Below are 24,101 nucleotides of genomic sequence, written 5' to 3'. Positions count from 1 at the left end.
GGCTGCGGCCCTTCCGACGTTCGTTACGCGTGTGCGTGCTCGTCAGAGTACGCGCACCGCGCCCGACGCCGGGTATCCGGACAGGTCCTGGATGACGACACCCTTGGAGGGGTTGGCCGCGTCCAGGTACTGGCCGTCACCGATGTAGACGCCCACGTGGTAGGCGGAACCCTTGCCGCCCCAGTAGAGGATGTCGCCGACCTGGATCTGCGACAGCGGGATGTCGGTGCCCTGCATCGACTGGTCCTGCGAGACCCGCGGCAGCTCGACGCCGACCTGCTTGAACGCGGCCTGGACCAGGCTGGAGCAGTCCCACGCGTTGGGCCCGGTGGCGCCCATGACGTAGGCGTCGCCCACCTGTGCCTTGAGGAAGGCGATGACGGTCGCGACGCTGCCGCTGGCGGGCGCCGAGGCGGTCGTCGTCGTGGCGGAGAGGGTGGTCCGCTCCGAGGAACGCGAGGCGGCGGCCTCCGCGGCGGCCTTGCGGGCCTCCTCGGCCTTCTTCTTGGCCTCGGCCTTCTTCTTCGCCTCAGCGAGGTCCTTCTTGGCCTCCTGGGCGGCAGCGGCGGCGGCCGCGTCGCGCTCGGCCTGGAGCTCGTAGTTCGCGGCCGCCTGCTGCGTGGCGTCCGCGGACTGGGCGACCTGAGCGGACAGGTCGGCCGTGAGCGCGGGCAGTTCGAGGGTCTGCGTCGTCTCGGCGGCGCTCGCCGAGGCCGACGCGCCCGCCGCTGCCATGCTGAGAACGCCACCGGCAACTCCGGCGCGCACGGCGATCGATGTCGTCGCGCTGCGGCGGGGTTTCCGGTGGCTGCGTATGTGAGCGGTGTGGGACATGAGACCAAGCGGTATCAGGGGCTCCTCCATACCTTCAAGAAACGTGTGCTGCGCCACAGTTGTTCAATGGGCGCCTCGAATTCCTGGCCCACCGCTCCTTATTGACGCCGTAACGGACATTGCGGACGCGACCCAACAAGCCCTTGATCACGTGGTTTCGTGGTTACGTCCGAATTGCCCCGCGCCTACCACCGGTTGGGACAGGTGGCCAAGCCCGGTTCTCAGAGGTCTCTCATCGATGTGGCGGAGGTCACGCAACGGTTACAGCGCCGGCTGCGTCACGCGCACACATCCCGCCCTCACCCGCTCGTGAATGTGTGCACGCGTCCACATCGCGCCTCGCGACTCCTCCTGATGTGTGAAGGCGGCGTACTACCAAGCGGTCGGGTCCAGCGCCAATTTGCATGCAAGGGAACTCTCTTGATATGGAGACGCCTGCTCCCAGCTGCACCGACGAGCCAAAATGTCACCTCTGGTGATCGCTCGGACGCTTCACGTACGAAGATCACCGCTCATCCGACTTCATGATCCTTCATCAGGTGGTGGAGATCACAAAGCTTGTGCAATACCCCGTGTCGCAGATCACAGACCGGCGGGCATAAGATGCGGGTCAGTTGGGCTTGTGACCTGCTTCACATGTTCGCGATCTTCGCCGGGACGGGCGGGACTTGCGGGACGGGTGGGGCGGAAGCGAACTCAACGCCATCGCCAGCAGTCAGTGCCGACTGAGAGGAGCGAGGAGCGGTGAACGCGTATGCGCCCATCCTCGTACTGGGAGCGCTCGGGGCAGGCTTTGCGATCTTCTCCGTGGTCATGGCCACGCTGATCGGTCCGAAGCGGTACAACCGGGCCCGGCTCGACGCCTACGAGTGCGGGGTCGAGCCAACCCCCACGCCGGCCGGCGGCGGGCGCTTCCCCATCAAGTACTACCTGACGGCGATGCTCTTCATCGTCTTCGACATCGAGATCGTCTTCCTCTACCCCTGGGCCGTCACCTTCGACGCCCTGGGTGTTTTCGGGCTCGTGGAGATGCTGCTCTTCGTGCTCACCGTCTTCGTTGCGTACGCGTACGTGTGGCGGCGCGGCGGCCTGGAATGGGACTGAGGGGCCTCTAACTCATGGGACTCGAAGAAAAGCTGCCGAGCGGCTTCCTGCTGACCACCGTCGAGCAGGCCGCGGGCTGGGTGCGCAAGGCGTCCGTCTTCCCGGCCACCTTCGGCCTCGCCTGCTGTGCCATCGAAATGATGACCACCGGCGCCGGACGCTACGACCTGGCCCGCTTCGGCATGGAGGTCTTCCGCGGCTCACCCCGCCAGGCCGACCTCATGATCGTCGCCGGCCGGGTCAGCCAGAAGATGGCCCCGGTGGTCAGGCAGGTCTACGACCAGATGGCGAACCCGAAGTGGGTCATCTCCATGGGGGTCTGCGCCTCCTCGGGCGGGATGTTCAACAACTACGCGGTCGTCCAGGGCGTCGACCACATCCTCCCCGTCGACATCTATCTCCCGGGCTGCCCGCCACGGCCCGAGATGCTGCTGGACGCCATCCTCAAGCTCCACGAGAAGATCCAGGGCGCCAAGCTCGGTGTGAACGCCGAGGAGGCGGCCCGCGAGGCGGAGGAAGCGGCGCTCAAGGCCCTGCCCACCATCGAGATGAAGGGGCTGCTGCGGTGAGCGACGCGAACGCTGCCGGCGACGGCGCGAACCCCGAGAAGGACCTCAGCGCCTCCAACCTCCCCGGTCAGCGCGGCCAGGGAGGCGAGGAGATCCGCGTCCAGCGCGGCATGTTCGGCGCCAACAACGGCGGCGACACCTCCGGCTACGGCGGCCTGGTGCGCTCGGTCCGCCTGCCGGGACCCGCGGCCCGCCCCTACGGCGGCTGGTTCGACGAGGTCGCCGACGAACTCGAGGGAGCACTGGAGGAGCAGGGCCTCCTGCCCGACAACGCGATCGAGAAGACGGTCGTCGACCGCGACGAGCTCACCTTCCACATCGAGCGCGAACACCTGCTGCGCGTCGCCCGCACCCTGCGCGACGACCCGGCCCTGCGCTTCGAGCTCTGTACCGGCGTCAGCGGGGTGCACTACCCGCACGACAAGGGCCGCGAGCTGCACGCCGTCTACCACCTGCGCTCGCTCACCCACAACCGGCTGATCCGCCTTGAGGTCAGCGCCCCGGACGCCGATCCGAAGATCCCGTCCCTGGTCTCCGTCTATCCGACCAACGACTGGCACGAGCGCGAGACCTACGACTTCTTCGGGATCGTCTTCGACGGTCACCCGGCCCTGACGCGGATCATGATGCCGGACGACTGGCAGGGCCACCCGCAGCGCAAGGACTACCCCCTCGGCGGCATCCCCGTCGAGTACAAGGGCGCCCAGATCCCGGCTCCGGACCAGCGGAGGTCGTACTCGTGAGCACGCAGTCAGCATCCGCCCGGGAGACCACCGAGGGCACCGTCTACACGGTCACCGGTGGCGACTGGGACGAGGTCGTACAGTCCGCGGCCCGCGCGGACGACGAGCGCATCGTCGTCAACATGGGCCCGCAGCACCCGTCCACGCACGGAGTGCTCCGCCTGATCCTGGAGATCGACGGCGAGACGGTCACCGAGGCCCGCTGCGGCATCGGCTACCTCCACACCGGCATCGAGAAGAACCTCGAGTACCGCACGTGGACGCAGGGCACCACGTTCGTGACGCGCATGGACTACCTGACGTCCTTCTTCAACGAGGCCGCCTACTGTCTCGCCGTCGAGAAACTCCTCGGCATCGAGGACCAGATCACCGAGCGGGCCAAGATCATCCGGGTGCTCCTGATGGAGCTGAACCGGCTCTCCTCGCACCTGGTGTGCATCGCCACCGGTGGCATGGAACTCGGCGCCACCACGATCATGATCTACGGATTCCGTGATCGTGAAATGATTCTCGACATCTACGAGCTCATCACGGGCCTGCGGATGAACCACGCGTACATCCGCCCCGGCGGACTCGCCCAGGACCTGCCGCCCGGCGCGGTGGACCACATCCGCGAGTTCGTGAAGAAGATGAGGAAGAACCTCCCGGAGTACGACAAGCTCGCCACCGGGAACCCCATCTTCAAGGCCCGTATGCAGGACATCGGCTATCTCGACCTGGCCGGCTGCATGGCTCTCGGCGCCACCGGCCCGATCCTGCGCTCCACCGGGCTGCCGTTCGACCTGCGTAAGGCGCAGCCGTACTGCGATTACGAGACCTACGACTTCGACGTCCCGACCGCCGACACCTGTGACTCCTACGGCCGCTTCCTGATCCGCCTCGAGGAGATGCGCCAGTCCCTCAGGATCGTCGAGCAGTGCCTGGACCGGCTCCAGCCCGGCCCGGTCATGGTCGCCGACAAGAAGATCGCCTGGCCCGCCCAGCTCGCCCTGGGCCCCGACGGGCTCGGCAACTCCCTCGACCACATCAAGAAGATCATGGGCACCTCCATGGAGGCCCTGATCCACCACTTCAAGCTGGTCACCGAGGGCTTCCGGGTCCCGCCGGGACAGGCGTACGCGGCCGTCGAGTCGCCCAAGGGCGAACTCGGGGTGCACGCCGTGTCCGACGGCGGTACCCGCCCCTTCCGGGTCCACTTCCGGGACCCGTCCTTCACCAACCTTCAGGCCATGGCGGCGATGTGCGAGGGCGGCCAGGTCGCCGACGTCATCGTCGCCGTCGCGTCCATCGACCCCGTGATGGGAGGCGTCGACCGGTGACCACCTCTTCTTCCGAGCAGGGCGTCAGCCTGGGCATGCCCGAACTGCCCGCGCCCGCCTACCCGGACGACGTTCGAGCCCGGCTGGAGGCGGACGCGCGCGAGGTCATCGCCCGCTACCCCGACTCCCGGTCCGCGCTCCTTCCGCTGCTGCATCTCGTGCAGTCGGAGGAGGGCCATGTCACGCGCACCGGGATGCGGTTCTGCGCGGACGTGCTGGGCCTGACCACCGCCGAGGTCACCGCGGTCGCCACCTTCTACACCATGTACCGGCGCAAGCCGAGCGGTGACTACCAGGTGGGCGTCTGCACCAACACCCTGTGCGCGGTGATGGGCGGTGACGCGATCTTCGAGGAGCTCCAGGAGCACCTCGGCGTCGGCAACGGCGAGACCACCGAGGACGGCAAGGTCACGCTGGAGCACATCGAGTGCAACGCGGCCTGCGACTTCGCGCCCGTCGTGATGGTCAACTGGGAGTTCTTCGACAACCAGACCCCGTCCAGCGCCAAACACCTCGTCGACGACCTGCGCGCGGGCCGGACGGTCGAGCCCACGCGCGGGGCGCCGCTGTGCACCTTCAAGGAGACCGCGCGGATCCTCGCCGGCTTCCCCGACGAGCGGCCAGGGGCCGTCGAGGCAAGCGGCGGCGCGGGACCCGCGTCGCTGGTGGGCCTCCGCCTGGCCAGAGGAGAGACCGCACCCGCGCGCGTGGTCCACCCGCGCAACGGCGGCCCGCACGACGAGCCGCAGGACAGGGCCGTACACGACCCGTCACCGACACAGCACCTGAGCTCGCACGACGCGCCTCAGGACACGTCGGCCTCCGACCCGGCCCACCCGGCAGGGCCTACCGCCGAGGAGGGGGAGTGATGACCTTGGCACCCGAGTTGAAAGACACCAGCCCCGAGAAGCTGCTCGCACCCGTGCTGTCGGCCTTCTGGGACGAGGACAAGTCCTGGTCTCTGGACGTCTACCGAAGGCACGAAGGATACGAGGGGCTCCGCAAGGCGCTCGCCATGTCACCGGACGACCTGATCGCGTACGTCAAGGACTCCGGTCTGCGCGGCCGCGGCGGCGCGGGATTCCCCACGGGAATGAAATGGCAGTTCATTCCCCAGGGTGATGGGAAGCCGCACTATCTAGTTGTCAACGCCGACGAATCGGAGCCGGGAACCTGTAAGGACATCCCGCTCCTGTTCGCGAACCCGCACAGCCTCATCGAGGGCATTGTCATCGCGTGTTATGCCATCAGGTCGTCGCATGCCTTCATCTATCTGCGCGGTGAAGTCGTCCCAGTCCTGCGGCGGTTGCACGAGGCCGTGCGCGAGGCCCATGAGGCGGGCTTCCTCGGCGAGAACATCCTGGGCAGCGGGCTCGACCTGGAACTCACCGTGCACGCGGGCGCAGGCGCGTACATCTGCGGTGAGGAGACCGCACTGCTCGACTCGCTCGAAGGCCGCCGCGGTCAACCGCGGCTCCGTCCCCCTTTCCCTGCCGTCGCGGGTCTCTACGCGTGCCCGACTGTGGTGAATAACGTGGAGTCGATCGCGTCGGTTCCCGCGATCCTGCAAAAAGGAAAAGACTGGTTCAGGTCGATGGGCAGCGAGAAGTCCCCGGGCTTCACGCTCTACTCGCTCAGCGGCCATGTCACCAGCCCCGGCCAGTACGAGGCCCCGCTCGGCATCACCCTCCGCCAACTCCTGGAAATGAGCGGCGGAATGCGGCCCGGGCACCGGCTCAAGTTCTGGACGCCGGGCGGCTCCTCGACGCCGATGTTCACCGACGAGCACCTCGACGTCCCCCTCGACTACGAGGGAGTGGGCGCCGCGGGCTCCATGCTCGGCACCAAAGCCCTCCAGTGCTTCGACGAGACGACCTGCGTCGTCCGCGCCGTCACCCGCTGGACCGAGTTCTACGCCCACGAGTCCTGCGGCAAGTGCACACCCTGCCGCGAAGGCACCTACTGGCTCGTGCAGTTGCTGCGCGACATCGAGGCCGGCAAGGGCGTCATGTCCGACCTCGACAAGCTCAACGACATCGCCGACAACATCAACGGCAAGTCGTTCTGCGCCCTCGGCGACGGAGCCGCCTCGCCGATCTTCTCCTCGCTCAAGTACTTCCGCGAGGAGTACGAGCAGCACATCACGGGCCGCGGCTGCCCCTTCGACCCGGCCAAGTCGACGGTCTGGGCCGACTCCCGCACGGAGGTGAACGCATGACGGTGACCACGAGCGCTCCCTCCGGTGGGGGAGAGGCGGCGGTCCCGCCGGAAGATCTCGTCTCGCTGACCATCGACGGCGCCGAGATCAGCGTGCCCAAGGGCACCCTGGTCATCCGCGCCGCCGAAGAACTCGGCATCGAGATCCCCCGCTTCTGCGACCACCCCCTCCTCGACCCCGCCGGCGCCTGCCGCCAGTGCATCGTCGACGTCGAGGGCCAGCGCAAGCCGATGGCGTCCTGCACCATCACCTGCACCGACGGAATGGTGGTGAAGACCCACCTCACCTCGCCGGCCGCGGAGAAGGCCCAGCACGGTGTGATGGAACTCCTCCTCATCAACCACCCGCTGGACTGCCCGGTCTGCGACAAGGGCGGCGAGTGCCCCCTGCAGAACCAGGCCATGTCGCACGGCCAGGCCGAGTCCCGCTTCGAGGGCAGGAAGCGGACGTACGAGAAGCCCGTGCCGATCTCCACCCAGGTGCTCCTCGACCGTGAGCGGTGCGTGCTGTGCGCCCGCTGCACCCGCTTCTCCAACCAGATCGCGGGCGACCCGATGATCGAACTGGTCGAGCGGGGCGCACTGCAGCAGGTCGGCACCGGTGAGGGCGACCCCTTCGAGTCGTACTTCTCCGGCAACACCATCCAGATCTGCCCGGTCGGCGCGCTCACCTCGGCGGCGTACCGCTTCCGCTCGCGCCCCTTCGACCTGGTCTCCACCCCGAGCGTCTGCGAGCACTGCTCCGGCGGCTGCGCCACGCGCACCGACCACCGGCGCGGCAAGGTCATGCGCAAGCTCGCGGCCAACGACCCCGAGGTCAACGAGGAGTGGATCTGCGACAAGGGGCGGTTCGGATTCCGCTACGCGCAGCAGCGCGACCGCCTGGAGACGCCTCTGGTGCGCAACACCGACGGTGTTCTCGAGCCAGCCTCCTGGCCCGAGGCCCTGGAGGCGGCCGCTCAGGGACTTGCCGCGGCCCGCTCCCGGACCGGAGTCCTCACCGGTGGCCGGCTCACCATCGAGGACGCCTACGCGTACAGCAAGTTCGCACGCGTGGCGCTCGACACCAACGACATCGACTTCCGCGCGCGTGTGCACAGCGGTGAGGAGACCGACTTCCTCGCCGCGCGGATCGCCGGACGCGGCCGTGACCTCGACGGTACGGGCGTCACCTACACCGCGCTGGAGAAGGCGCCCGCCGTCCTGCTGGTCGGGTTCGAGGCCGAGGAGGAGGCGCCCGGCGTCTTCCTGAGGCTGCGCAAGGCCTGGCGCAGGCACGGGCAGAAGGTGTTCGCACTGGCCACGCACGCGACGCGCGGCCTGGAGAAGGCCGGCGGCACGCTGCTCCCCGCCGCTCCCGGCACCGAGACCGAGTGGCTGGACGCGCTTGCGGGCGGGGCCGGCCTGGAGGGCGACGGGGCCCGGGCCGCCGAGGCGCTGCGCTCCGAGGGCGCGGTACTCGTCGTCGGTGAGCGACTGGCCGCCGTGGCGGGCGGACTGACCGCCGCCGTACGGGCCGCGTCCGCGACCGGCGCGCAGCTGGTGTGGATCCCGCGCAGGGCGGGAGAGCGCGGCGCCGTCGAGGCGGGCGCGCTGCCGTCGCTGCTGCCGGGCGGACGTCCGGCGACCGACCCACGCGCGCGTGAGGAGGTCGCCACGGCCTGGGGCGTCGCCGAACTCCCGCACCGCTACGGCCGCGACACCAGCCAGATCGTCGAGGCCGCCGCCACCGGAGAACTCCAGGCGCTGATCGTCGCGGGCGTCGAGGTCGCCGACCTCCCCGACCCGGCACGCGCACGTGAAGCACTTCACGAGGTCGGCTTCCTGGTCTCGCTGGAGCTGCGGCCCAGCGAGGTCACCGAGCACGCGCATGTGGTCCTGCCGGTCGCCGCGGTCGCCGAGAAGGCCGGCACCTTCCTCAACTGGGAAGGCCGGGTGCGCTTCTTCGAGGCCGCGCTCAAGCCCGAGCAGATGACCCGCCGCCTCGCGCCCACCGACGCGCGCGTGCTGCAGATGCTGGCCGACGCCATGGACGTCCACCTGGGTCTGCCGGACCTGCGGACCGTGCGCGGCGAGATCGACCGGCTCGGCGCCTGGGACGGACCCCGGGCCACCGAACCGCTCGAAACCGCCGTCCAGTTGCCGCGGCCGGCCGCCGGCGAGGCCGTACTGGCCGGGCACCGGCTGCTGCTCGACCAGGGCCGCCTCCAGGACGGTGACGAGGCGCTCGCCGGGACGCGGCACGCGGCCCGCGCACGCGTGTCGGCCGCGAGCGCCGCCGAGGCCGGGGTGAAGGACGGCGACGTGCTCACCGTGACCGGCTCCAACGGTGCCGTCGAACTCCCGCTGCAGATCACCGAGATGCCCGACCGCGTGGTCTGGCTCCCCCTGAACTCCGCGGGCGGGGGAGTCGCCTCCGACGCCGGTGCGGTGCCCGGCTCACTCGTCCGCATCGGCCCGGCGACGCTCGCCGCCGAAGCCCCCAAGGAGGTGGAGGCATGAGCCCGTACCTCGCCGCTGAAGACCTCTCGCTGTTCGGCACCGACCCCTGGTGGCTGGTCGTCCTCAAGGCGGTGTTCTGCTTCGCCTTCCTGATGGTGACCGTGCTGTTCTCCATCGTGTGGGAGCGCAAGGTCGTCGCCTGGATGCAGCTGCGCATCGGCCCCAACCGGCACGGACCCTGGGGCATGCTCCAGTCGCTCGCCGACGGCGTCAAGCTGATGCTGAAGGAAGACCTCATCGTCAAGCGCGCGGACAAGGTGGTCTACGTCCTCGCACCGATCATCGCGGCCGTCCCGGCCTTCATGGCGATCGCGGTGATCCCCTTCGGCCCGGCCGGCAACGAGGTCTCGATCTTCGGCCAGCGCACCACGATGCAGCTCACCGACCTGCCGATCGCGATGCTCTACGTCCTCGCGGTCGCCTCGGTCGGCATCTACGGCATCGTGCTTGCGGGTTGGAGTTCCGGATCCACCTACCCGCTGCTCGGCGGACTGCGCTCCTGCGCGCAGATGATCTCGTACGAGATCGCCATGGGCGCCGCGTTCGCCTCGGTGTTCCTCTACTCCGGGTCGATGTCGACCTCGGCGATCGTCGAGGCGCAACAGGACCGCTGGTACGTCATCCTGCTGCCGGTCTCCTTCATCATCTACATCGTCACGATGATCGGCGAGACCAACCGCGCCCCGTTCGACATGCCGGAGTCCGAGGGCGACCTGGTCGGCGGCTTCAACACCGAGTACACGTCCATCAAGTTCGCGCTGTTCATGCTCGCCGAGTACGTGAACATGGTGACGGTCTCGGCCGTGTCCGTGACGCTCTTCCTCGGCGGCTGGCGGGCCCCTTGGCCCATCAGCACCTTCTGGGAGGGCGCGAACCACGGCTGGTGGCCGATGCTCTGGTTCGTCATCAAGGTCCAGCTGCTGCTGTTCTTCTTCATCTGGCTGCGCGGCACGCTCCCTCGTGTCCGCTACGACCAGCTGATGAAGCTCGGCTGGAAGGTCCTCATCCCGGTCTCCGTGGTGTGGCTGATGCTCGTCGCGACCGTGCGGACCCTGCGCAACGAGAACTACGACTTCGCCGACATCGCCCTCTACGTCGGCGGCGGCGTCCTGCTGCTCCTGCTGCTGTCCTTCGTCGTGGACATGTTCCGCGGGACGCCGAAGGAGGAGCCCGCCCCGCCCGTCGGCTTCGACCCGATGGCCGGCGGATTCCCCGTACCGCCGCTGCCCGGACAGGAGTTGCCACCCGCGCCCAGGCGCCGCCCGCGCCGGGAGCGGGAGCTGATTGTCAGTGGCGGGCCCGATACTCAGAGTGACGGATCTCTGGATGGAAAGGAGGCGTCCGATGGCTGAGGAGTCCAAGGAGGCCGGGCAGTCGTCGCCCGGTTTCCAGAACCCCGTGGCCGGCTTCGGCGTGACCTTCAAGGCCATGTTCAAGAAGCGGCTGACCGAGCAGTACCCGGAGCAGCAGAAGACCACCGCTCCCCGTTTCCACGGACGGCACCAGCTCAACCGCCATCCGGACGGCCTGGAGAAGTGCATCGGCTGCGAACTGTGCGCCTGGGCCTGCCCCGCCGACGCGATCTACGTCGAGGGCGCGGACAACACGGAAGAGGAGCGCTACTCGCCGGGCGAGCGGTACGGGCGCGTCTACCAGATCAACTACGCCCGCTGCATCCTGTGCGGCCTGTGCATCGAGGCGTGTCCCACGCGCGCGTTGACGATGACCAACGAGTTCGAGCTCGCCGACTCCAGCCGAGCCAACCTCATCTACACCAAGGAGCAATTGCTCGCCGGGCTCGAAGAGGGCATGGTCGACTCGCCCCACTCGATCTTCCCGGGGACGGACGAGCAGGACTACTACCGGGGCCTGGTGACCGAGGCCGCGCCCGGCACGGTCCAGCAGGTCGCCGTCTCCAAGGGAGACAAGCCAGAAGAGGAGGTCGGCGCATGAGCATGCAGCTCGCCGCCTACTCCACCTCCACCGGCGAGGCCTTCCAGTTCTGGGTGCTCGGCACCGTCGCCGTGATCGGCGCCCTGTGCACCGTCTTCATGAAGAAGGCCGTGCACAGCGCGCTCAGTCTCGCCGGCACCATGATCATCCTGGCGGTGTTCTACCTCGCCAACGGCGCCTACTTCCTGGGCGTCGTACAGATCATCGTCTACACCGGCGCGATCATGATGCTGTTCCTCTTCGTGGTGATGCTCGTCGGCGTCACGGCCGCGGACTCCCTGAAGGAGACCATCAAGGGCCAGCGCTGGCTGGCCCTTCTCTGCGGCCTCGGCTTCGGCATCCTGCTGGCCGCCGGCATCGGCAACGCCTCCCTGACCGAGTTCAACGGGATGGCGCAGGCCAACGCCAACGGCAACGTGGAGGGTCTCGCGACCCTCATCTTCACCAAGTACGTGTTCGCCTTCGAGATCACCGGCGCCCTGCTGATCACGGCCACCGTCGGCGCCATGCTGCTCACCCACCGCGAGCGCACCGAGCGCGCCAAGACCCAGCGGGAGCTGGCCGAAGAGCGCGTCCGCGAGGGCAAGCACCTTCCGCCGCTGCCCGCACCCGGTGTCTACGCCCGGCACAACGCCGTGGACATCGCGGGCCTGCTGCCCGACGGCACCCCCTCCGAGCTCACCGTCAACAAGACGCTGCGCGAGCGCGGCCAGATCCGTGACGTCTCGACCGAGGCGCTCAACGATCTGCGCGCACTGGAACAGCGCGCCGAGGACCGCCTGGAGCGGACCGACACAGCGCCAGCGAACCTCAAGCGGGCCGAGGAGGCGTCGAAGTGAACCCCGTCAACTATCTCTACCTCGCGGCGCTGTTGTTCACGATCGGCGCCACCGGCGTACTGATCAGGCGCAACGCGATCGTCGTGTTCATGTGCATCGAGCTCATGCTCAACGCCTGCAACCTGGCGTTCGTCGCCTTCTCCCGGATGCACGGCAACCTCGACGGCCAGATCATCGCCTTCTTCACGATGGTCGTCGCCGCCGCGGAGGTCGTGGTCGGGCTCGCGATCATCGTGTCCCTGTTCCGCTCCCGCCACTCGGCCTCGGTCGACGACGCCAGCCTGATGAAGCTCTGAGGGGTCGCTGAATCGTGGAGAACCTGATTGCGCTGCTGGTGGCGGCGCCTCTGCTCGGAGCGGCCGTACTGCTGTGCGGCGGCCGGCGGCTCGACGCCGTCGGCCACTGGATCGGCACGGCCCTCGCGGCCGCCTCCTTCGTGATCGGCGCCGTACTCTTCGCCGACCTGCTCGGCAAGGACGCCGAACACAGGACCCTGACGAGCCACCTGTTCAGCTGGGTCCCGGTCGAGGGCTTCCAGGCGGACGTCGCCTTCCGCCTCGACCAGCTGTCGATGACGTTCGTGCTGCTGATCACCGGCGTCGGCTCGCTGATCCACCTGTACTCCGTCGGATACATGGAGCACGACGAGCGGCGCCGCCGCTTCTTCGGCTATCTGAACCTGTTCCTCGCGGCGATGCTGCTGCTCGTCCTCGCCGACAACTACCTTCTGCTGTACGTCGGCTGGGAGGGCGTCGGTCTCGCCTCCTACCTGCTGATCGGCTTCTGGCAGCACAAGCCCAGCGCCGCGACCGCCGCGAAGAAGGCCTTCCTGGTCAACCGCGTCGGCGACATGGGCCTGTCGATCGCGATCATGCTGATGTTCACGACGTTCGGGACCTTCGCCTTCGGCCCGGTCCTCGGCAGCCACGAGGAACCCGGACTCGTCACCGGCGCCTCCGAGGCCACCCTCACCGGCATCGCCCTGATGCTGCTGCTCGCCGCCTGCGGCAAGTCCGCCCAGGTACCGCTGCAGTCCTGGCTCGGGGACGCGATGGAGGGCCCGACCCCGGTCTCGGCCCTCATCCACGCCGCGACGATGGTGACCGCGGGCGTCTACCTGATCGTCCGCTCCGCCAACATCTTCAACCTGGCGCCCGACGCCCAGCTGGTCGTCACCGTGGTCGGCGCCGTCACGCTCCTGTTCGGTGCGATCGTCGGTTGCGCGAAGGACGACATCAAGAAGGCGCTGGCCGGCTCGACCATGTCGCAGATCGGCTACATGGTGCTGGCCGCGGGCCTCGGCCCGATCGGCTACGTCTTCGCGATCATGCACCTGGTGACGCACGGCTTCTTCAAGGCCGGGCTGTTCCTCGGCGCCGGATCGGTCATGCACGGCATGAACGACGAGGTCGACATGAGGAAGTACGGAGGCCTCCGGAAGTACATGCCGGTCACCTTCATCACCTTCGGCCTCGGCTACCTCGCGATCATCGGCTTCCCGGGCCTGTCCGGCTTCTTCTCCAAGGACAAGATCATCGAGGCGGCCTTCGCCAAGGGCGGCACCGAGGGCTGGATCCTCGGCGGTTGCGCGCTGTTGGGCGCGGCCATCACGGCGTACTACATGACGCGCGTGATGCTGATGACGTTCTTCGGCGAGGAGCGCTGGCGCAACCAGCCCACCCGTTCCCCGGAGGCGCCGAGCGCCGAGCCCGCCGCCGAGCACCACGGCGAGCACGCCGAACCGCACCCGCACGAGTCGCCGAAGTCCATGACGATCCCCATGATCGTGCTGGCCTTCGGATCGGTCTTCGCGGGCGGCATCTTCGGCATCGGCGACCGCTTCCTGCACTGGCTGGAGCCCATCACCGGGCACGACCACGGCGACGCGCCGATCAGCGCCACGACGGTCACGGCCGCCACGGTCGCCGTGATGGTCATCGGCGTCACCTTCGCCTACCTCCAGTACGGCCGCCGCCCGGTCCCGGTCGTCGCCCCGCGCGGCTCCCTGCTCACCCGGGCCGCCCGACGCGACCTGCTCCAGGACGACTTCAACCACGTCGTCCTGGTCCGCGGCGGCGAGCACCTCACGCGGTCCCTGGTGTACGTCGACCACACCCTGGTCGACGGCGTGGTCAACGGTACGGCGGCCTCCATGGGCGGCCTCTCCGGACGGCTCCGCAAGCTGCAGAACGGCTACGCGCGGTCGTACGCGGTCTCGATGTTCGGCGGTGCGGCAGTGCTGATCGCCGCGACCCTGCTGATGAGGGCGGTCTGATACCGATGTCCTTTCCTCTGCTGACAGCGACAGCGGCGCTCCCGGCGATCGGCGCGATCGCCACGGCCGCCGTACCGGCCGCCCGGCGCACCGCCGCGAAATGGCTCGCGCTGCTCGTCTCGCTCGCCACACTCGTGCTCGCCGCGATCGTCCTGGTCCGCTTCGACCCGGACGGCGACCGCTACCAGCTCACCGAATCCCACTGGTGGATCAAGGACTTCGGGGTCCGGTACGAGCTGGGCGTGGACGGCATCGGGGTGGCGCTCATCGCGCTGACCGCGCTGCTGATCCCGTTCATCATCCTCGCGGGCTGGCACGACGCCGACCCGCTGGAGACCGGCAACACGAGGTGGCGGCCGACGCAGGGCTTCTTCGCCCTGATCCTGGCCGTCGAGGCGATGGTGATCCTCTCCTTCGAGGCCACCGACGTCTTCCTGTTCTACATCTTCTTCGAAGCCATGCTGATCCCGATGTACTTCCTCATCGGCGGCTTCGGAGACCGTGCCCATGAGCACGGCGAGGAGACGGCGTCGACACAACGGTCGTACGCCGCCGTGAAGTTCCTCCTCTACAACCTGGTCGGCGGCCTGATCATGCTGGCCGCGGTGATCGGCCTGTACGTGGTCGCCGGGAACTTCAGTCTCCAGGAGATCGCCGAGGCGCGGGCCAACGGCTCGCTCGACATGGCGACCAGCACCGAACGCTGGCTGTTCCTCGGCTTCTTCTTCGCCTTCGCGGTGAAGGCACCGCTGTGGCCGCTGCACACCTGGCTGCCCAACGCGATGGGGGAGGCCACCGCCCCGGTCGCCGTCCTCATCACGGCGGTCGTCGACAAGGTCGGCACCTTCGCGATGCTCCGCTTCTGCCTCCAGCTCTTCCCCGAAGCCAGCAAGTGGGCGACGCCCGCGATCCTCGTCCTGGCGGTGATCAGCATCATCTACGGGGCGCTGCTCGCGGTCGGCCAGCGGGACATCAAGCGGCTGGTGGCGTACGCGTCGATCTCGCACTTCGGCTTCATCATCATGGGCATCTTCGCGATGACCAGCCAGGGCCAGTCCGGTGCGACGCTCTACATGGTCAACCACGGTATTTCCACGGCCGCGTTGATGCTGGTCGCCGGGTTCCTGATCTCGCGGCGCGGGTCGCGGCTCATCGCCGACTACGGCGGAGTGCAGAAGGTCGCCCCGGTGCTCGCCGGCACGTTCCTGATCGGCGGTCTGGCGACGCTGTCGCTGCCGGGTCTCGCACCGTTCGTGAGTGAGTTCCTGGTCCTGGTCGGCACGTTCGCGCGCTACCCGGTGATCGGGATCATCGCCACCTTCGGCATCGTGCTCGCCGCGCTCTACACCCTCGTCCTCTACCAGCGGACGATGACGGGCCCGGTGAAACCCGAGGTCGCGGCGATGCCCGACCTCAGGGTGCGTGAACTCGTGGTGGTCGCGCCGCTGGTCGTACTGCTGATCTTCCTGGGCGTCTACCCGAAGCCCGTCACGGACATCGTCAACCCGGCGGTCAAGGCGACCATGTCCGACGTACAGAAGAAGGACCCCCAGCCCGAGGTGGAGGCGGCCAAGTGAGCGCAACAGTCGTCCACAGCCTGTGGACAACCGCGGCCGATCCGATCTCGAAGATCGATACGCCGAAGATCGAATACGGACAATTGTCATCCACGTTGATCGTCGTCGGTGCGGCGATCATCGGGGTGCTGATCGAGGCGGCGGTACCGCGCAAGCAGCGGTACTACGCCCAGGTGTTCGTCTCCGCAGTAGCGCTGATCTCGGCCTTCGCCGCGGTCGTCGCGCTCGCGGAGGGCGGATACGCCACCACCAAGGCGGGCATCGTCGCGATGGGCGCGATCGCCGTCGACGGACCGGCGCTCTTCCTTCAGGGCACGATCCTGCTGGCGGGCCTGGTCGGCCTGTTCACCTTCGCCGAACGGCGCCTGGACCCGGTGGAGCACGGCAAACAGGTCGACTCCTTCGCCGCCCAGGCCGCCTCCGTGCCCGGCAGCGACAGCGAGAAGGCCGCGGTGAAGGCCGGTTTCACCACCACCGAGGTGTTCCCGCTGCTGCTGTTCGCCGTCGCCGGCATGCTGATCTTCCCGGCGGCCAACGACCTGCTGACGCTGTTCATCGCGCTGGAAGTCTTCTCGCTGCCGCTGTACCTGATGTGCGCCCTGGCCCGCCGCAAGCGGCTCATGTCGCAGGAGGCCGCGGTCAAGTACTTCCTGCTCGGCGCCTTCGCCTCCGCGTTCACCCTGTTCGGCATCGCACTGCTGTACGGGTACGCGGGCTCGGTGTCGTACGCGACGATCGCACAGGTCGTCGACGGCACGGTCGCGAACGTCGACCCGGCCCTCGCGGACACCATGGGCAACGACGCGCTGCTTCTCATCGGCGCCGCGATGATCGTGATGGGCCTGCTGTTCAAGGTCGGCGCGGTCCCGTTCCACATGTGGACGCCGGACGTGTACCAGGGCGCGCCGACGCCGGTGACCGGGTTCATGGCGGCGGCGACCAAGGTGGCCGCGTTCGGCGCTCTGCTGCGGATCCTCTACGTCGTGCTGCCGGGCCTGCGCTGGGACTGGCGGCCGGTCATGTGGGGCGTCGCGATCGTCACCATGCTCGGCGGTGCGATCGTCGCGATCACCCAGACCGACATCAAGCGACTCCTGGCGTACTCGTCGATCGCGCACGCGGGCTTCATCCTCGCGGGCGTCATCGCGACCACGCCGGACGGCGTCTCGTCCGTCCTCTTCTACCTGGCGGCGTACTCCTTCGTCACGATCGGCGCGTTCGCCGTGGTGACGCTGGTACGCGATGCCGGTGGTGAGGCGACGCACCTGTCCAAGTGGGCCGGTCTCGGACGCCGTTCGCCCCTCGTGGCCGCCGTGTTCGCGGTGTTCCTGCTGGCCTTCGCGGGCATTCCGCTGACCTCCGGGTTCGCCGGGAAGTTCGCCGTGTTCAAGGCGGCGGCGGAAGGCGGCGCGGCGCCGCTGGTCGTGGTCGGCGTGATCTCGTCGGCGATCGCGGCGTTCTTCTACATCCGCGTCATCGTGCTGATGTTCTTCAGCGAGCCGCGGCCCGAGGGCCCGACGGTCGCCGTGCCGTCGCCGCTGACGATGGCGGCGATCGGGATCGGCGTGGCGGTCACGCTGGTCCTCGGTGTGGCGCCGCAGTACTTCCTGGACCTGGCGAACCAGGCGGGAGTGTTCGTGCGCTGACCTGCGGTGCCTGTACCTGTGGTGCCTGTGCCCGCGGCGCTTTACGGCGGCCCCGGTTCCCCTCGTGGGAGCCGGGGCCGCCGCGTTGCGCTCAGGCCGTCCCGTCGAGGTTGTCGAGGCTGGACACCCAGTCGGGCACGGTGGTCGTGGTCGTGGTCGTGGTTGTGGTCGCCGGTGTCGGCGCGGCGGGGCACTTCACGTCGGGGTTGAAGGCTTCGAAGAATCCGTCGGGGTTGTCCTCGTAGATCCACGCGTGAAGCGTGTAGTAGCCGGACACCTCGGTGCTGCGGAACGTCTTGCCGAACAACTCCGGCGCGGCCTGTCCCGTGTTCTCGACGGCCCAACCCACTGCGACCAGATCGCGATCGCTGGTGTCGGACCCGCCTTCGTACAGCAGGACCTCCGGCTTGGCGGGGTCCACGACACTGTCGGCGAGATACTCGGCGTTTTCGTAGCGGTAGCCCATTCCGGGCACGCAGGTGTCGGTGCGGGCCCAGCCGTCCGGCGGGGCGAGCGGCTCGTAGGAGTTCTTGGCGGTGTTCGTGTACGTCGGGACCAGGTCCACCCAGACGAACGGGTCGGGCTCGGGCGCCGCCTGCGCGGGGGCGGCGGTCAGGGAGAGAGCGCCGGCTATCGCCATGGTGATGGCGGCCTTGAGGGGCCGAGAGGACATGATGAGGCTCCTTGAAGCGAAAGAGGCGCATGCTCCTGTGAGGCACGCCGTCCGAAGTGACGGGCCTCCCCTGACCCGCCTCAGCAGCATGTCCCGCCGACCACGGGGGCGCCATGTGACCGAGGCCATTGGCGTGAGCGCGGAGAGTGACGGGGCGAGCCTGTGGATAACTCCGGCGTTGTCGGTGCGGACCCCTATCGTGGACGCAGTGGTCGAGGGACTACGTACGGGGGACAGGGCTATGCGCGGGATGGGTGGGATCAGCGAGATGCCAAGGGTGACCGAGGTGGCAGATACGGCCGAGAGTGAGGCGCTGGCCACGCTGCACCGGGTCTTCGGGTACGAGGCCTTCCGCGGCGAGCAGGGCGCGGTCATCGAGCACGTGGTCGCGGGCGGCGATGCCGTGGTCCTCATGCCGACCGGTGGCGGCAAGTCGCTGTGCTACCAGATCCCGTCCCTGGTCAGACCCGGTACGGGCATCGTGGTCTCGCCGCTCATCGCGCTGATGCAGGACCAGGTGGACGCGCTGCGGGCGCTCGGCGTGAACGCCGGGTTCATGAACTCCACGCAGGACTTCGACGAGCGGCGGGTGGTGGAGGCGGAGTTCCTGGCGGGTGAGCTGGACCTGCTCTACCTGGCACCGGAGCGGCTGCGGCTCGACTCCACGCTGGACCTCCTCTCGCGCGGCAAGATCTCGGTCTTCGCGATCGACGAGGCGCACTGTGTGTCCCAGTGGGGCCACGACTTCCGCCCCGACTATCTGTCCCTCTCCCTGCTCGGCGAGCGCTGGCCGGACGTCCCGCGGATCGCGCTGACCGCGACGGCCACGGACGCGACCCACCAGGAGATCACCCAGCGGCTGAACATGCCGACGGCCCGGCACTTCGTGGCGAGCTTCGACCGGCCCAACATCCAGTACCGGATCGTGCCCAAGGCCGACCCCAAGAAGCAGCTGCTGAGCTTCCTGCGCCAGGAGCACGAGGGCGACGCGGGCATCGTGTACTGCCTCTCGCGCAACTCGGTGGACAAGACGGCGGAGTTCCTGAGCAAGAACGGCATCGAGGCCGTGCCCTACCACGCGGGGCTCGACGCGGGCACGCGCGCGGCGCACCAGTCGCGGTTCCTGCGTGAGGAGGGCCTGGTCGTGTGCGCGACCATCGCCTTCGGCATGGGCATCGACAAGCCGGACGTCCGCTTCGTCGCCCACCTCGACCTGCCCAAGTCGGTCGAGGGCTACTACCAGGAGACCGGCCGCGCGGGACGCGACGGACTGCCGTCGACGGCCTGGATGGCCTACGGACTCAACGACGTCATACAACAGCGCAAGCTGATCCAGTCCGGCGAGGGCGACGAGGCGTTCCGCCGCCGGGCCGCCTCCCACCTGGACGCGATGCTGGCGCTGTGCGAGACGGCGCAGTGCCGGCGTGGGCAGTTGCTGAACTACTTCGGCCAGGAGCCGGACCCGGCGGGCTGCGGCAACTGCGACACCTGCCTCACTCCGCCGGAGACCATGGACGGCACGGTCGCCGCGCAGAAGGTGCTGTCGACGGTGGTGCGGCTGCAGCGTGAGCGCGGTCAGAAGTTCGGCGCGGTGCAGATCGTCGACATCCTGCTCGGCAAGCGCACCGGCAAGGTCATCCAGTTCGACCACGACCAGCTGTCCGTGTTCGGTATCGGCGAGGAACTCTCCGAGGGCGAATGGCGCGGTGTCGTCCGTCAGCTGCTGGCACAGGGACTGCTCGCGGTCGAGGGGGAGTACGGCACGCTGGTGCTGACCGAGGCGAGCGGCTCGGTGCTGCGGCGGGAACGCGACGTACCGCTGCGCAAGGAGCCGAAGAAGCCGGCCTCCGTGAAGACCGCCGGCTCCTCCTCCGGGCGGGGCGAGCGCAAGGCGAAGGCCGCGGCGGTGGAACTGCCCGAGTCGCTGATGCCGGCCTTCGAGGCGCTGCGGGCGTGGCGGGGCGAGCAGGCGCGCGAGCAGGGCGTCCCGGCGTACGTCATCTTCCACGACGCCACGCTCAAGGAGATCGTGACCGTGTGGCCGACGTCGGTGGCACAGCTCGGGACGGTCGGCGGCGTCGGCGAGAAGAAGCTGGTGACATACGGGGATGGCGTGCTGGCGGTCCTGGCCGGGCTCGGCGACGGCCCTCCGGCCGCGGGGGCGCCGAGTCCGGAGGGCGACGTGGATCCGGGTGCGGACCACTGGCCCGAGATGGACGAGGAGCCGGAGCCCGACTGGACGTAGGCAGGGGGCAGGGGGCAGGGGGCAGGGGGCAGGGGGCGGACCGGAGCTGGGTATGGGTGGGGCTCACGGCCGGACGGGTTCCGGCGCCGACTCCGGTCGGGTCAGGTGGCCGTCCTCGGTGTGCGCGTGCCGGGTCAGGGTCAGGACCGTCGCCTTGCGTACGTCGGCCGGTGGGGTCGGTCAGGGCGGGGACGGCGACGTCGGCGGCTGCGGAAAGTGCGGTCGTGGCGCCGGACCTGATCTGCCAGGCCGGATCGCCGCCAGGCCGGATCGCCGCCAGGGCGGTTCGGCGTCGTCCGGTGATGTTGAGGGCTGCCACGGACAGGTGGTGGGTGGTCGGTGGGATGTGATCACTTGAATGGGTGATGGTGATCGATAGCGTGCACGGCCGGGGAACGTGCGGCCTAGGTTCGCGGCATGGCACGGTTTCGGATGTACCCGACGGGCGAACAGGAGCAGCGGATGCTGCTGCACTGCGCGGATGCCCGGTACGTGTGGAACCTGGCCGTCGAGCAGCACGCGCACTGGCAGCCGGGCCGGAAGGCGGCGCCAGCGTTAGCCGAGCAGTGTCGTCAGCTCACCGAGGCCCGGCGGGAGAACGAGTGGCTGGGTGCCAACGCCAGTATCAACGTCGCGGCAGGACAGGGCGGTATCCCCCGCCCCCGGCGAACCACCGGTGCCGGAGGGACGACACCGCCCACGCGGTCCAAGAGCGTCCGTGAACTCCAGCCTGCACGGGCTGGAATCCCCCTCTTCCAAGAGGGGGAGGATGTCAAGAGACGCCGATGCCGACCGCGAGCCAGCCGCCCATCGTGAGCACCACCTCCTCACGCAGGTGGGCAGTGCGCCGAGTGCCGGGTGGAGACCGAGACGGGAGAGGGCGACAGCGAAGCTGATGAAGACGATGGCCTGTTCGAGCGTGCCCGTGGCCACGCCCAGGACCGCCGCGAAGAGGTAGGAAAATCAGTGTTGCGCCATCTTCCGGGGTGTCAGGCGCGCGGCTGACCTGCGTAAACGGCTGTCGTTGAGCAAGATCTGCCAGGTTAGGCCAGTGCCGACAGCCCTGGCCCGAACGCGATCAGCAGGGGCAGCAGGGGGACCAGGGCCGCCACTGTGGCCGTCAGTGCGCGGTGTCTGCGCAGCAGGCGTGGCCGGGGTTCCAGCAGCCGGTCGACCCGCTCGCCCAGCAGGCGGTGGCTGGAGGAGCAGGACAGGACGCCGCGGTGCTGGTTCAGCTCGATCAGGGCGAGGGCGGTGGTCAGGTGGCCGCAGCGGCGGGAGGCCGTGTCGTCGGCGGCCAGTTCGACCAGGCGGTGGGTCTCGTCGCAGAAGTGGGCGAACAAGGGCACCCGGGGGAAGCCGGTGGCGAGGGCGGTCGAGAGGTGGAGCAGCCAGTCGTGGTGGGAGCGGGCGTGGTCGCGTTCATGGGTGAGGACGGCGTCCAGCTGGTGGTCGGTCAGGCGGTGCAGGGCACCGGTCGTCACGACGAGCTGGGGCGGGCTGCCCGGCATCCACCAGGCGTCGGGGTATTCGTCCTCCAGTACCAGCAGGGGGCCGCGCGCGGCCTTCTCCAGGCCGCCGGGCAGTTCGGGGGCGCGTTCGCGCAGATGCGCCCTGGTCAGGCCGCGGCGGCGGCGTGCCTCCACGAGCTCGCGGGCGAGCATCGCGGTCGTCCAGGCGGCTCCGCAGGCCAGCAGCAGGGTCAGCAGGGCCGCCCAGGCGGGGGCGGCGGACAGGTCGTAGGCCGCGGTCACGGCCGGTGGCGCGGGGGCGAAGACATGGTCGCGGACCGTGTGGAAGACGGCGGCGGCGCCGAGCACCAGGGCCGTCAGGCAGCACATCAGGACGGTGGCGACCAGGCACTGCCACACCCAGAGCCCCACCACGGGTTCCCTTTCGGGCCAGGCGGCCCGGGTCAGCGCACGGGGGGCCGGCACGGCGGCGGCCAGCGCGACGGCGCTCAGCAGGAGCAGGCAGAACGTCATCCCACGGGCTCCGGATCCGGTCGGTGGAGGAGGCGGCTAAGGGTGGGCCGACGCGTTCGTCCGCTGTGTCGCCCGCCGCCAGTATGACGGCGGCGGGCGGTGCACGGCAGACCTCGGGACGACCCCCGGCCCGTACTTCACCTCACCGTCGACCACGTCACCGCGACACCACCTGTCCCACCACCTCGCCCAGACCCACCCGCACGCCGTCCGGCCCGGGCGCCCACGCCGACAGGGTCACCACGTCGCCGTCCTCCAGGAAGGTCCGTTTGCCGTCGGGGAGTTCGAGGGCGTCGCGGCCGTTCCAGGTCAGTTCCAGCAGGGATCCGCGTTCGTGCCCGGAGGGACCGCTGACGGTTCCGGAGCCGTACAGGTCACCGGTGCGCAGCGAAGCGCCGTTCACCGTCATGTGGGCCAGTTGCTGTGCGGCGGTCCAGTACATGGTGGAGAAGGGGGGCTCGGAGACCAGGTGCCCGTTGATCGACACGGAGATACGGAGGTCGTAGCCGCCCGGACCGTCCCCGGAGGCCGAGTCGTCGAGATACGGCAGCAGGTCGTGTGTCCGCTCCGGTGGTGCCACCCGCGCCTCCTCCAGTGCGTCCAGCGGGGTGATCCACGCCGACACCGACGTGGCGAAGGACTTGCCGAGGAACGGGCCGAGGGGGACGTACTCCCAGGCCTGGATGTCGCGCGCGGACCAGTCGTTGAGGAGGCACAGCCCGAAGACGTGCTCCCGGAAGTCGCCCAGCGTCACCGGCGAGCCCATGGCCGAGGGCACGCCGACGACGAAGCCGACCTCCGCCTCGATGTCCAGGCGGACCGAGGGGCCGAAGACGGGGGCCGGGTCCGTAGGGGCCTTGCGCTGGCCGGAGGGTCGTACGACATCCGTCCCCGACACCACGACCGTGCCCGAGCGGCCGTGGTAGCCGATCGGCAGGTGTTTCCAGTTGGGGGTCAGGGAGTCCGCGGCGTCGGGGCGGAAGATGTGGCCGACGTTGCGGGCGTGGTTCTCGGAGGCGTAGAAGTCGACGTAGTCCGCGACCTCGAAGGGCAGGTGCAGGGTCACCGACGAGAGCGGATGCAGGAACTCCTGGACGGCCGACTGGTGCGAGGGCACCGTCACCCATGCCGTCAGGGCCCGCCGTACGTCCGACCACGCGGTGCGGCCCGCCGCCAGCAGCGGGTTCAGGGACGGCCGGGCGAGCAGGGCGGCGTACGGCGAACCCAGTGCGTGGGCCGCCGCGCCGGCGTCGAGTACGTGGTCGCCGAGCCGGACGCCGACGGTCCGGTCGGCCGGCTCTCCCACGGAGAAGACGCCGTACGGGAGGTTGTGCGGGCCGAAGGGGTCGCCCTCGGGGAGATCGAAGGGGGGCATGGGGTACTGCCTCGCTCTCAATCGATGCGTATGCCATGTGGTCGCGCCACACGTTACGGCCGAGTCGCTTGTCTTGGGAGGGCTTAAAGGGCTGACCGGGAGGGGCTAAAGAGTCCGTAATGCTCTGGTAAGGGATCGTTGGAGGCGTCAATTCCGGCTTAGCGTCCTTTGGGGACTACGGGCGGGGTGGGGCCGTTCCGCAGCCGGGACACGTGGGGGGACCCGTGGCCAGGAGCGCAGACAGA

At 69.0% G+C, this 24,101-nt stretch carries 20 protein-coding genes; 16 read left to right on the top strand and 4 right to left on the bottom strand.

The window, feature by feature from the left end:
• Window positions 1–42: 42 nt before the first annotated feature.
• Window positions 43–864: a C40 family peptidase gene (locus tag TN53_RS25660; protein WP_052745306.1), complete on the bottom strand. Its 822-nt coding sequence runs from the start codon at window positions 862–864 to the stop codon at window positions 43–45.
• Between the two features lie 714 nt (window positions 865–1,578).
• Here TN53_RS25660 and TN53_RS25655 point away from each other — a divergent pair.
• The 14 genes from TN53_RS25655 to nuoN are packed head-to-tail and all read left to right on the top strand — an operon-like array spanning window position 1,579 to window position 17,578.
• On the top strand, window positions 1,579–1,938 hold the full coding sequence (locus tag TN53_RS25655; protein WP_046261007.1) for an NADH-quinone oxidoreductase subunit A: 360 nt from the start codon (window positions 1,579–1,581) through the stop codon (window positions 1,936–1,938).
• A gap of 14 nt (window positions 1,939–1,952) precedes the next feature.
• The gene (locus TN53_RS25650; protein ID WP_046261006.1) at window positions 1,953–2,507 is read left to right on the top strand and encodes a NuoB/complex I 20 kDa subunit family protein; all 555 of its coding nucleotides are present in this window, start codon (window positions 1,953–1,955) and stop codon (window positions 2,505–2,507) included.
• A complete protein-coding gene (locus TN53_RS25645; protein WP_046261005.1) occupies window positions 2,504–3,250 on the top strand; it encodes an NADH-quinone oxidoreductase subunit C in 747 nt (248 codons plus the stop codon). Before TN53_RS25650 ends, TN53_RS25645 begins: the two co-directional genes overlap by 4 nt.
• Window positions 3,247–4,569, top strand: a complete 1,323-nt coding sequence (locus TN53_RS25640; protein ID WP_046261004.1) for an NADH-quinone oxidoreductase subunit D — start codon at window positions 3,247–3,249, stop codon at window positions 4,567–4,569. Before TN53_RS25645 ends, TN53_RS25640 begins: the two co-directional genes overlap by 4 nt.
• On the top strand, window positions 4,566–5,438 hold the full coding sequence (nuoE, locus tag TN53_RS25635; RefSeq protein ID WP_046261003.1) for an NADH-quinone oxidoreductase subunit NuoE: 873 nt from the start codon (window positions 4,566–4,568) through the stop codon (window positions 5,436–5,438). Before TN53_RS25640 ends, nuoE begins: the two co-directional genes overlap by 4 nt.
• Window positions 5,438–6,787 carry an NADH-quinone oxidoreductase subunit NuoF gene (gene nuoF / locus TN53_RS25630; protein ID WP_046261002.1) on the top strand — a complete coding sequence of 450 codons (1,350 nt, stop codon included), beginning with the start codon at window positions 5,438–5,440 and terminating at the stop codon, window positions 6,785–6,787. The genes nuoE and nuoF overlap by 1 nt, the downstream gene beginning before the upstream one ends.
• Window positions 6,784–9,288 carry an NADH-quinone oxidoreductase subunit G gene (locus tag TN53_RS25625; protein WP_046261001.1) on the top strand — a complete coding sequence of 835 codons (2,505 nt, stop codon included), beginning with the start codon at window positions 6,784–6,786 and terminating at the stop codon, window positions 9,286–9,288. Before nuoF ends, TN53_RS25625 begins: the two co-directional genes overlap by 4 nt.
• Window positions 9,285–10,640, top strand: coding sequence for an NADH-quinone oxidoreductase subunit NuoH (gene nuoH, locus TN53_RS25620; RefSeq protein WP_046261000.1), 1,356 nt, complete (start codon window positions 9,285–9,287; stop codon window positions 10,638–10,640). The genes TN53_RS25625 and nuoH overlap by 4 nt, the downstream gene beginning before the upstream one ends.
• Window positions 10,633–11,241, top strand: coding sequence for an NADH-quinone oxidoreductase subunit NuoI (gene nuoI / locus TN53_RS25615; protein WP_046260999.1), 609 nt, complete (start codon window positions 10,633–10,635; stop codon window positions 11,239–11,241). The genes nuoH and nuoI overlap by 8 nt, the downstream gene beginning before the upstream one ends.
• Window positions 11,238–12,080 carry an NADH-quinone oxidoreductase subunit J gene (locus tag TN53_RS25610; RefSeq protein WP_046260998.1) on the top strand — a complete coding sequence of 281 codons (843 nt, stop codon included), beginning with the start codon at window positions 11,238–11,240 and terminating at the stop codon, window positions 12,078–12,080. The genes nuoI and TN53_RS25610 overlap by 4 nt, the downstream gene beginning before the upstream one ends.
• On the top strand, window positions 12,077–12,376 hold the full coding sequence (nuoK, locus tag TN53_RS25605; protein WP_003974374.1) for an NADH-quinone oxidoreductase subunit NuoK: 300 nt from the start codon (window positions 12,077–12,079) through the stop codon (window positions 12,374–12,376). Before TN53_RS25610 ends, nuoK begins: the two co-directional genes overlap by 4 nt.
• 14 nt (window positions 12,377–12,390) lie before the next feature.
• Window positions 12,391–14,355 carry an NADH-quinone oxidoreductase subunit L gene (gene nuoL / locus TN53_RS25600; protein WP_046260997.1) on the top strand — a complete coding sequence of 655 codons (1,965 nt, stop codon included), beginning with the start codon at window positions 12,391–12,393 and terminating at the stop codon, window positions 14,353–14,355.
• A 5-nt stretch (window positions 14,356–14,360) separates the two neighbouring features.
• Complete coding sequence (locus TN53_RS25595) at window positions 14,361–15,932, top strand: NADH-quinone oxidoreductase subunit M (RefSeq protein WP_046260996.1); 1,572 nt, start codon at window positions 14,361–14,363, stop codon at window positions 15,930–15,932.
• A complete protein-coding gene (gene nuoN / locus TN53_RS25590) occupies window positions 15,929–17,578 on the top strand; it encodes an NADH-quinone oxidoreductase subunit NuoN (RefSeq protein ID WP_046260995.1) in 1,650 nt (549 codons plus the stop codon). Before TN53_RS25595 ends, nuoN begins: the two co-directional genes overlap by 4 nt.
• A gap of 91 nt (window positions 17,579–17,669) precedes the next feature.
• Here the strand turns inward: nuoN and TN53_RS25585 are convergent, their stop codons facing one another.
• Entirely contained in the window at window positions 17,670–18,251 is a 582-nt protein-coding gene (locus tag TN53_RS25585; protein WP_063776274.1) for a hypothetical protein, read from the bottom strand.
• Window positions 18,252–18,492: 241 nt separating this feature from the next.
• On the opposite strand from TN53_RS25585, the gene recQ reads away from it, so the two are divergent.
• Both recQ and TN53_RS49190 read left to right on the top strand, forming a co-directional pair.
• Window positions 18,493–20,496 carry a DNA helicase RecQ gene (gene recQ / locus TN53_RS25580; RefSeq protein WP_046260994.1) on the top strand — a complete coding sequence of 668 codons (2,004 nt, stop codon included), beginning with the start codon at window positions 18,493–18,495 and terminating at the stop codon, window positions 20,494–20,496.
• A 417-nt stretch (window positions 20,497–20,913) separates the two neighbouring features.
• Window positions 20,914–21,312: a helix-turn-helix domain-containing protein gene (locus TN53_RS49190; RefSeq protein WP_324609627.1), complete on the top strand. Its 399-nt coding sequence runs from the start codon at window positions 20,914–20,916 to the stop codon at window positions 21,310–21,312.
• Between the two features lie 227 nt (window positions 21,313–21,539).
• On the opposite strand, the gene TN53_RS25575 is transcribed toward TN53_RS49190, so the two are convergent.
• Both TN53_RS25575 and fahA read right to left on the bottom strand, forming a co-directional pair.
• On the bottom strand, window positions 21,540–22,481 hold the full coding sequence (locus TN53_RS25575) for a M56 family metallopeptidase (RefSeq protein ID WP_046260993.1): 942 nt from the start codon (window positions 22,479–22,481) through the stop codon (window positions 21,540–21,542).
• A gap of 157 nt (window positions 22,482–22,638) precedes the next feature.
• The gene (fahA, locus tag TN53_RS25570; RefSeq protein ID WP_046260992.1) at window positions 22,639–23,856 is read right to left on the bottom strand and encodes a fumarylacetoacetase; all 1,218 of its coding nucleotides are present in this window, start codon (window positions 23,854–23,856) and stop codon (window positions 22,639–22,641) included.
• Window positions 23,857–24,101 lie beyond the last annotated feature (245 nt).

This window comes from Streptomyces sp. WM6386 (assembly GCF_000972385.1).
Classification (GTDB): Bacteria; Actinomycetota; Actinomycetes; order Streptomycetales; family Streptomycetaceae; genus Streptomyces.
Note: the sequence above shows the minus strand (reverse complement) of the source record. Positions and strands in the feature narration are given on the sequence as shown.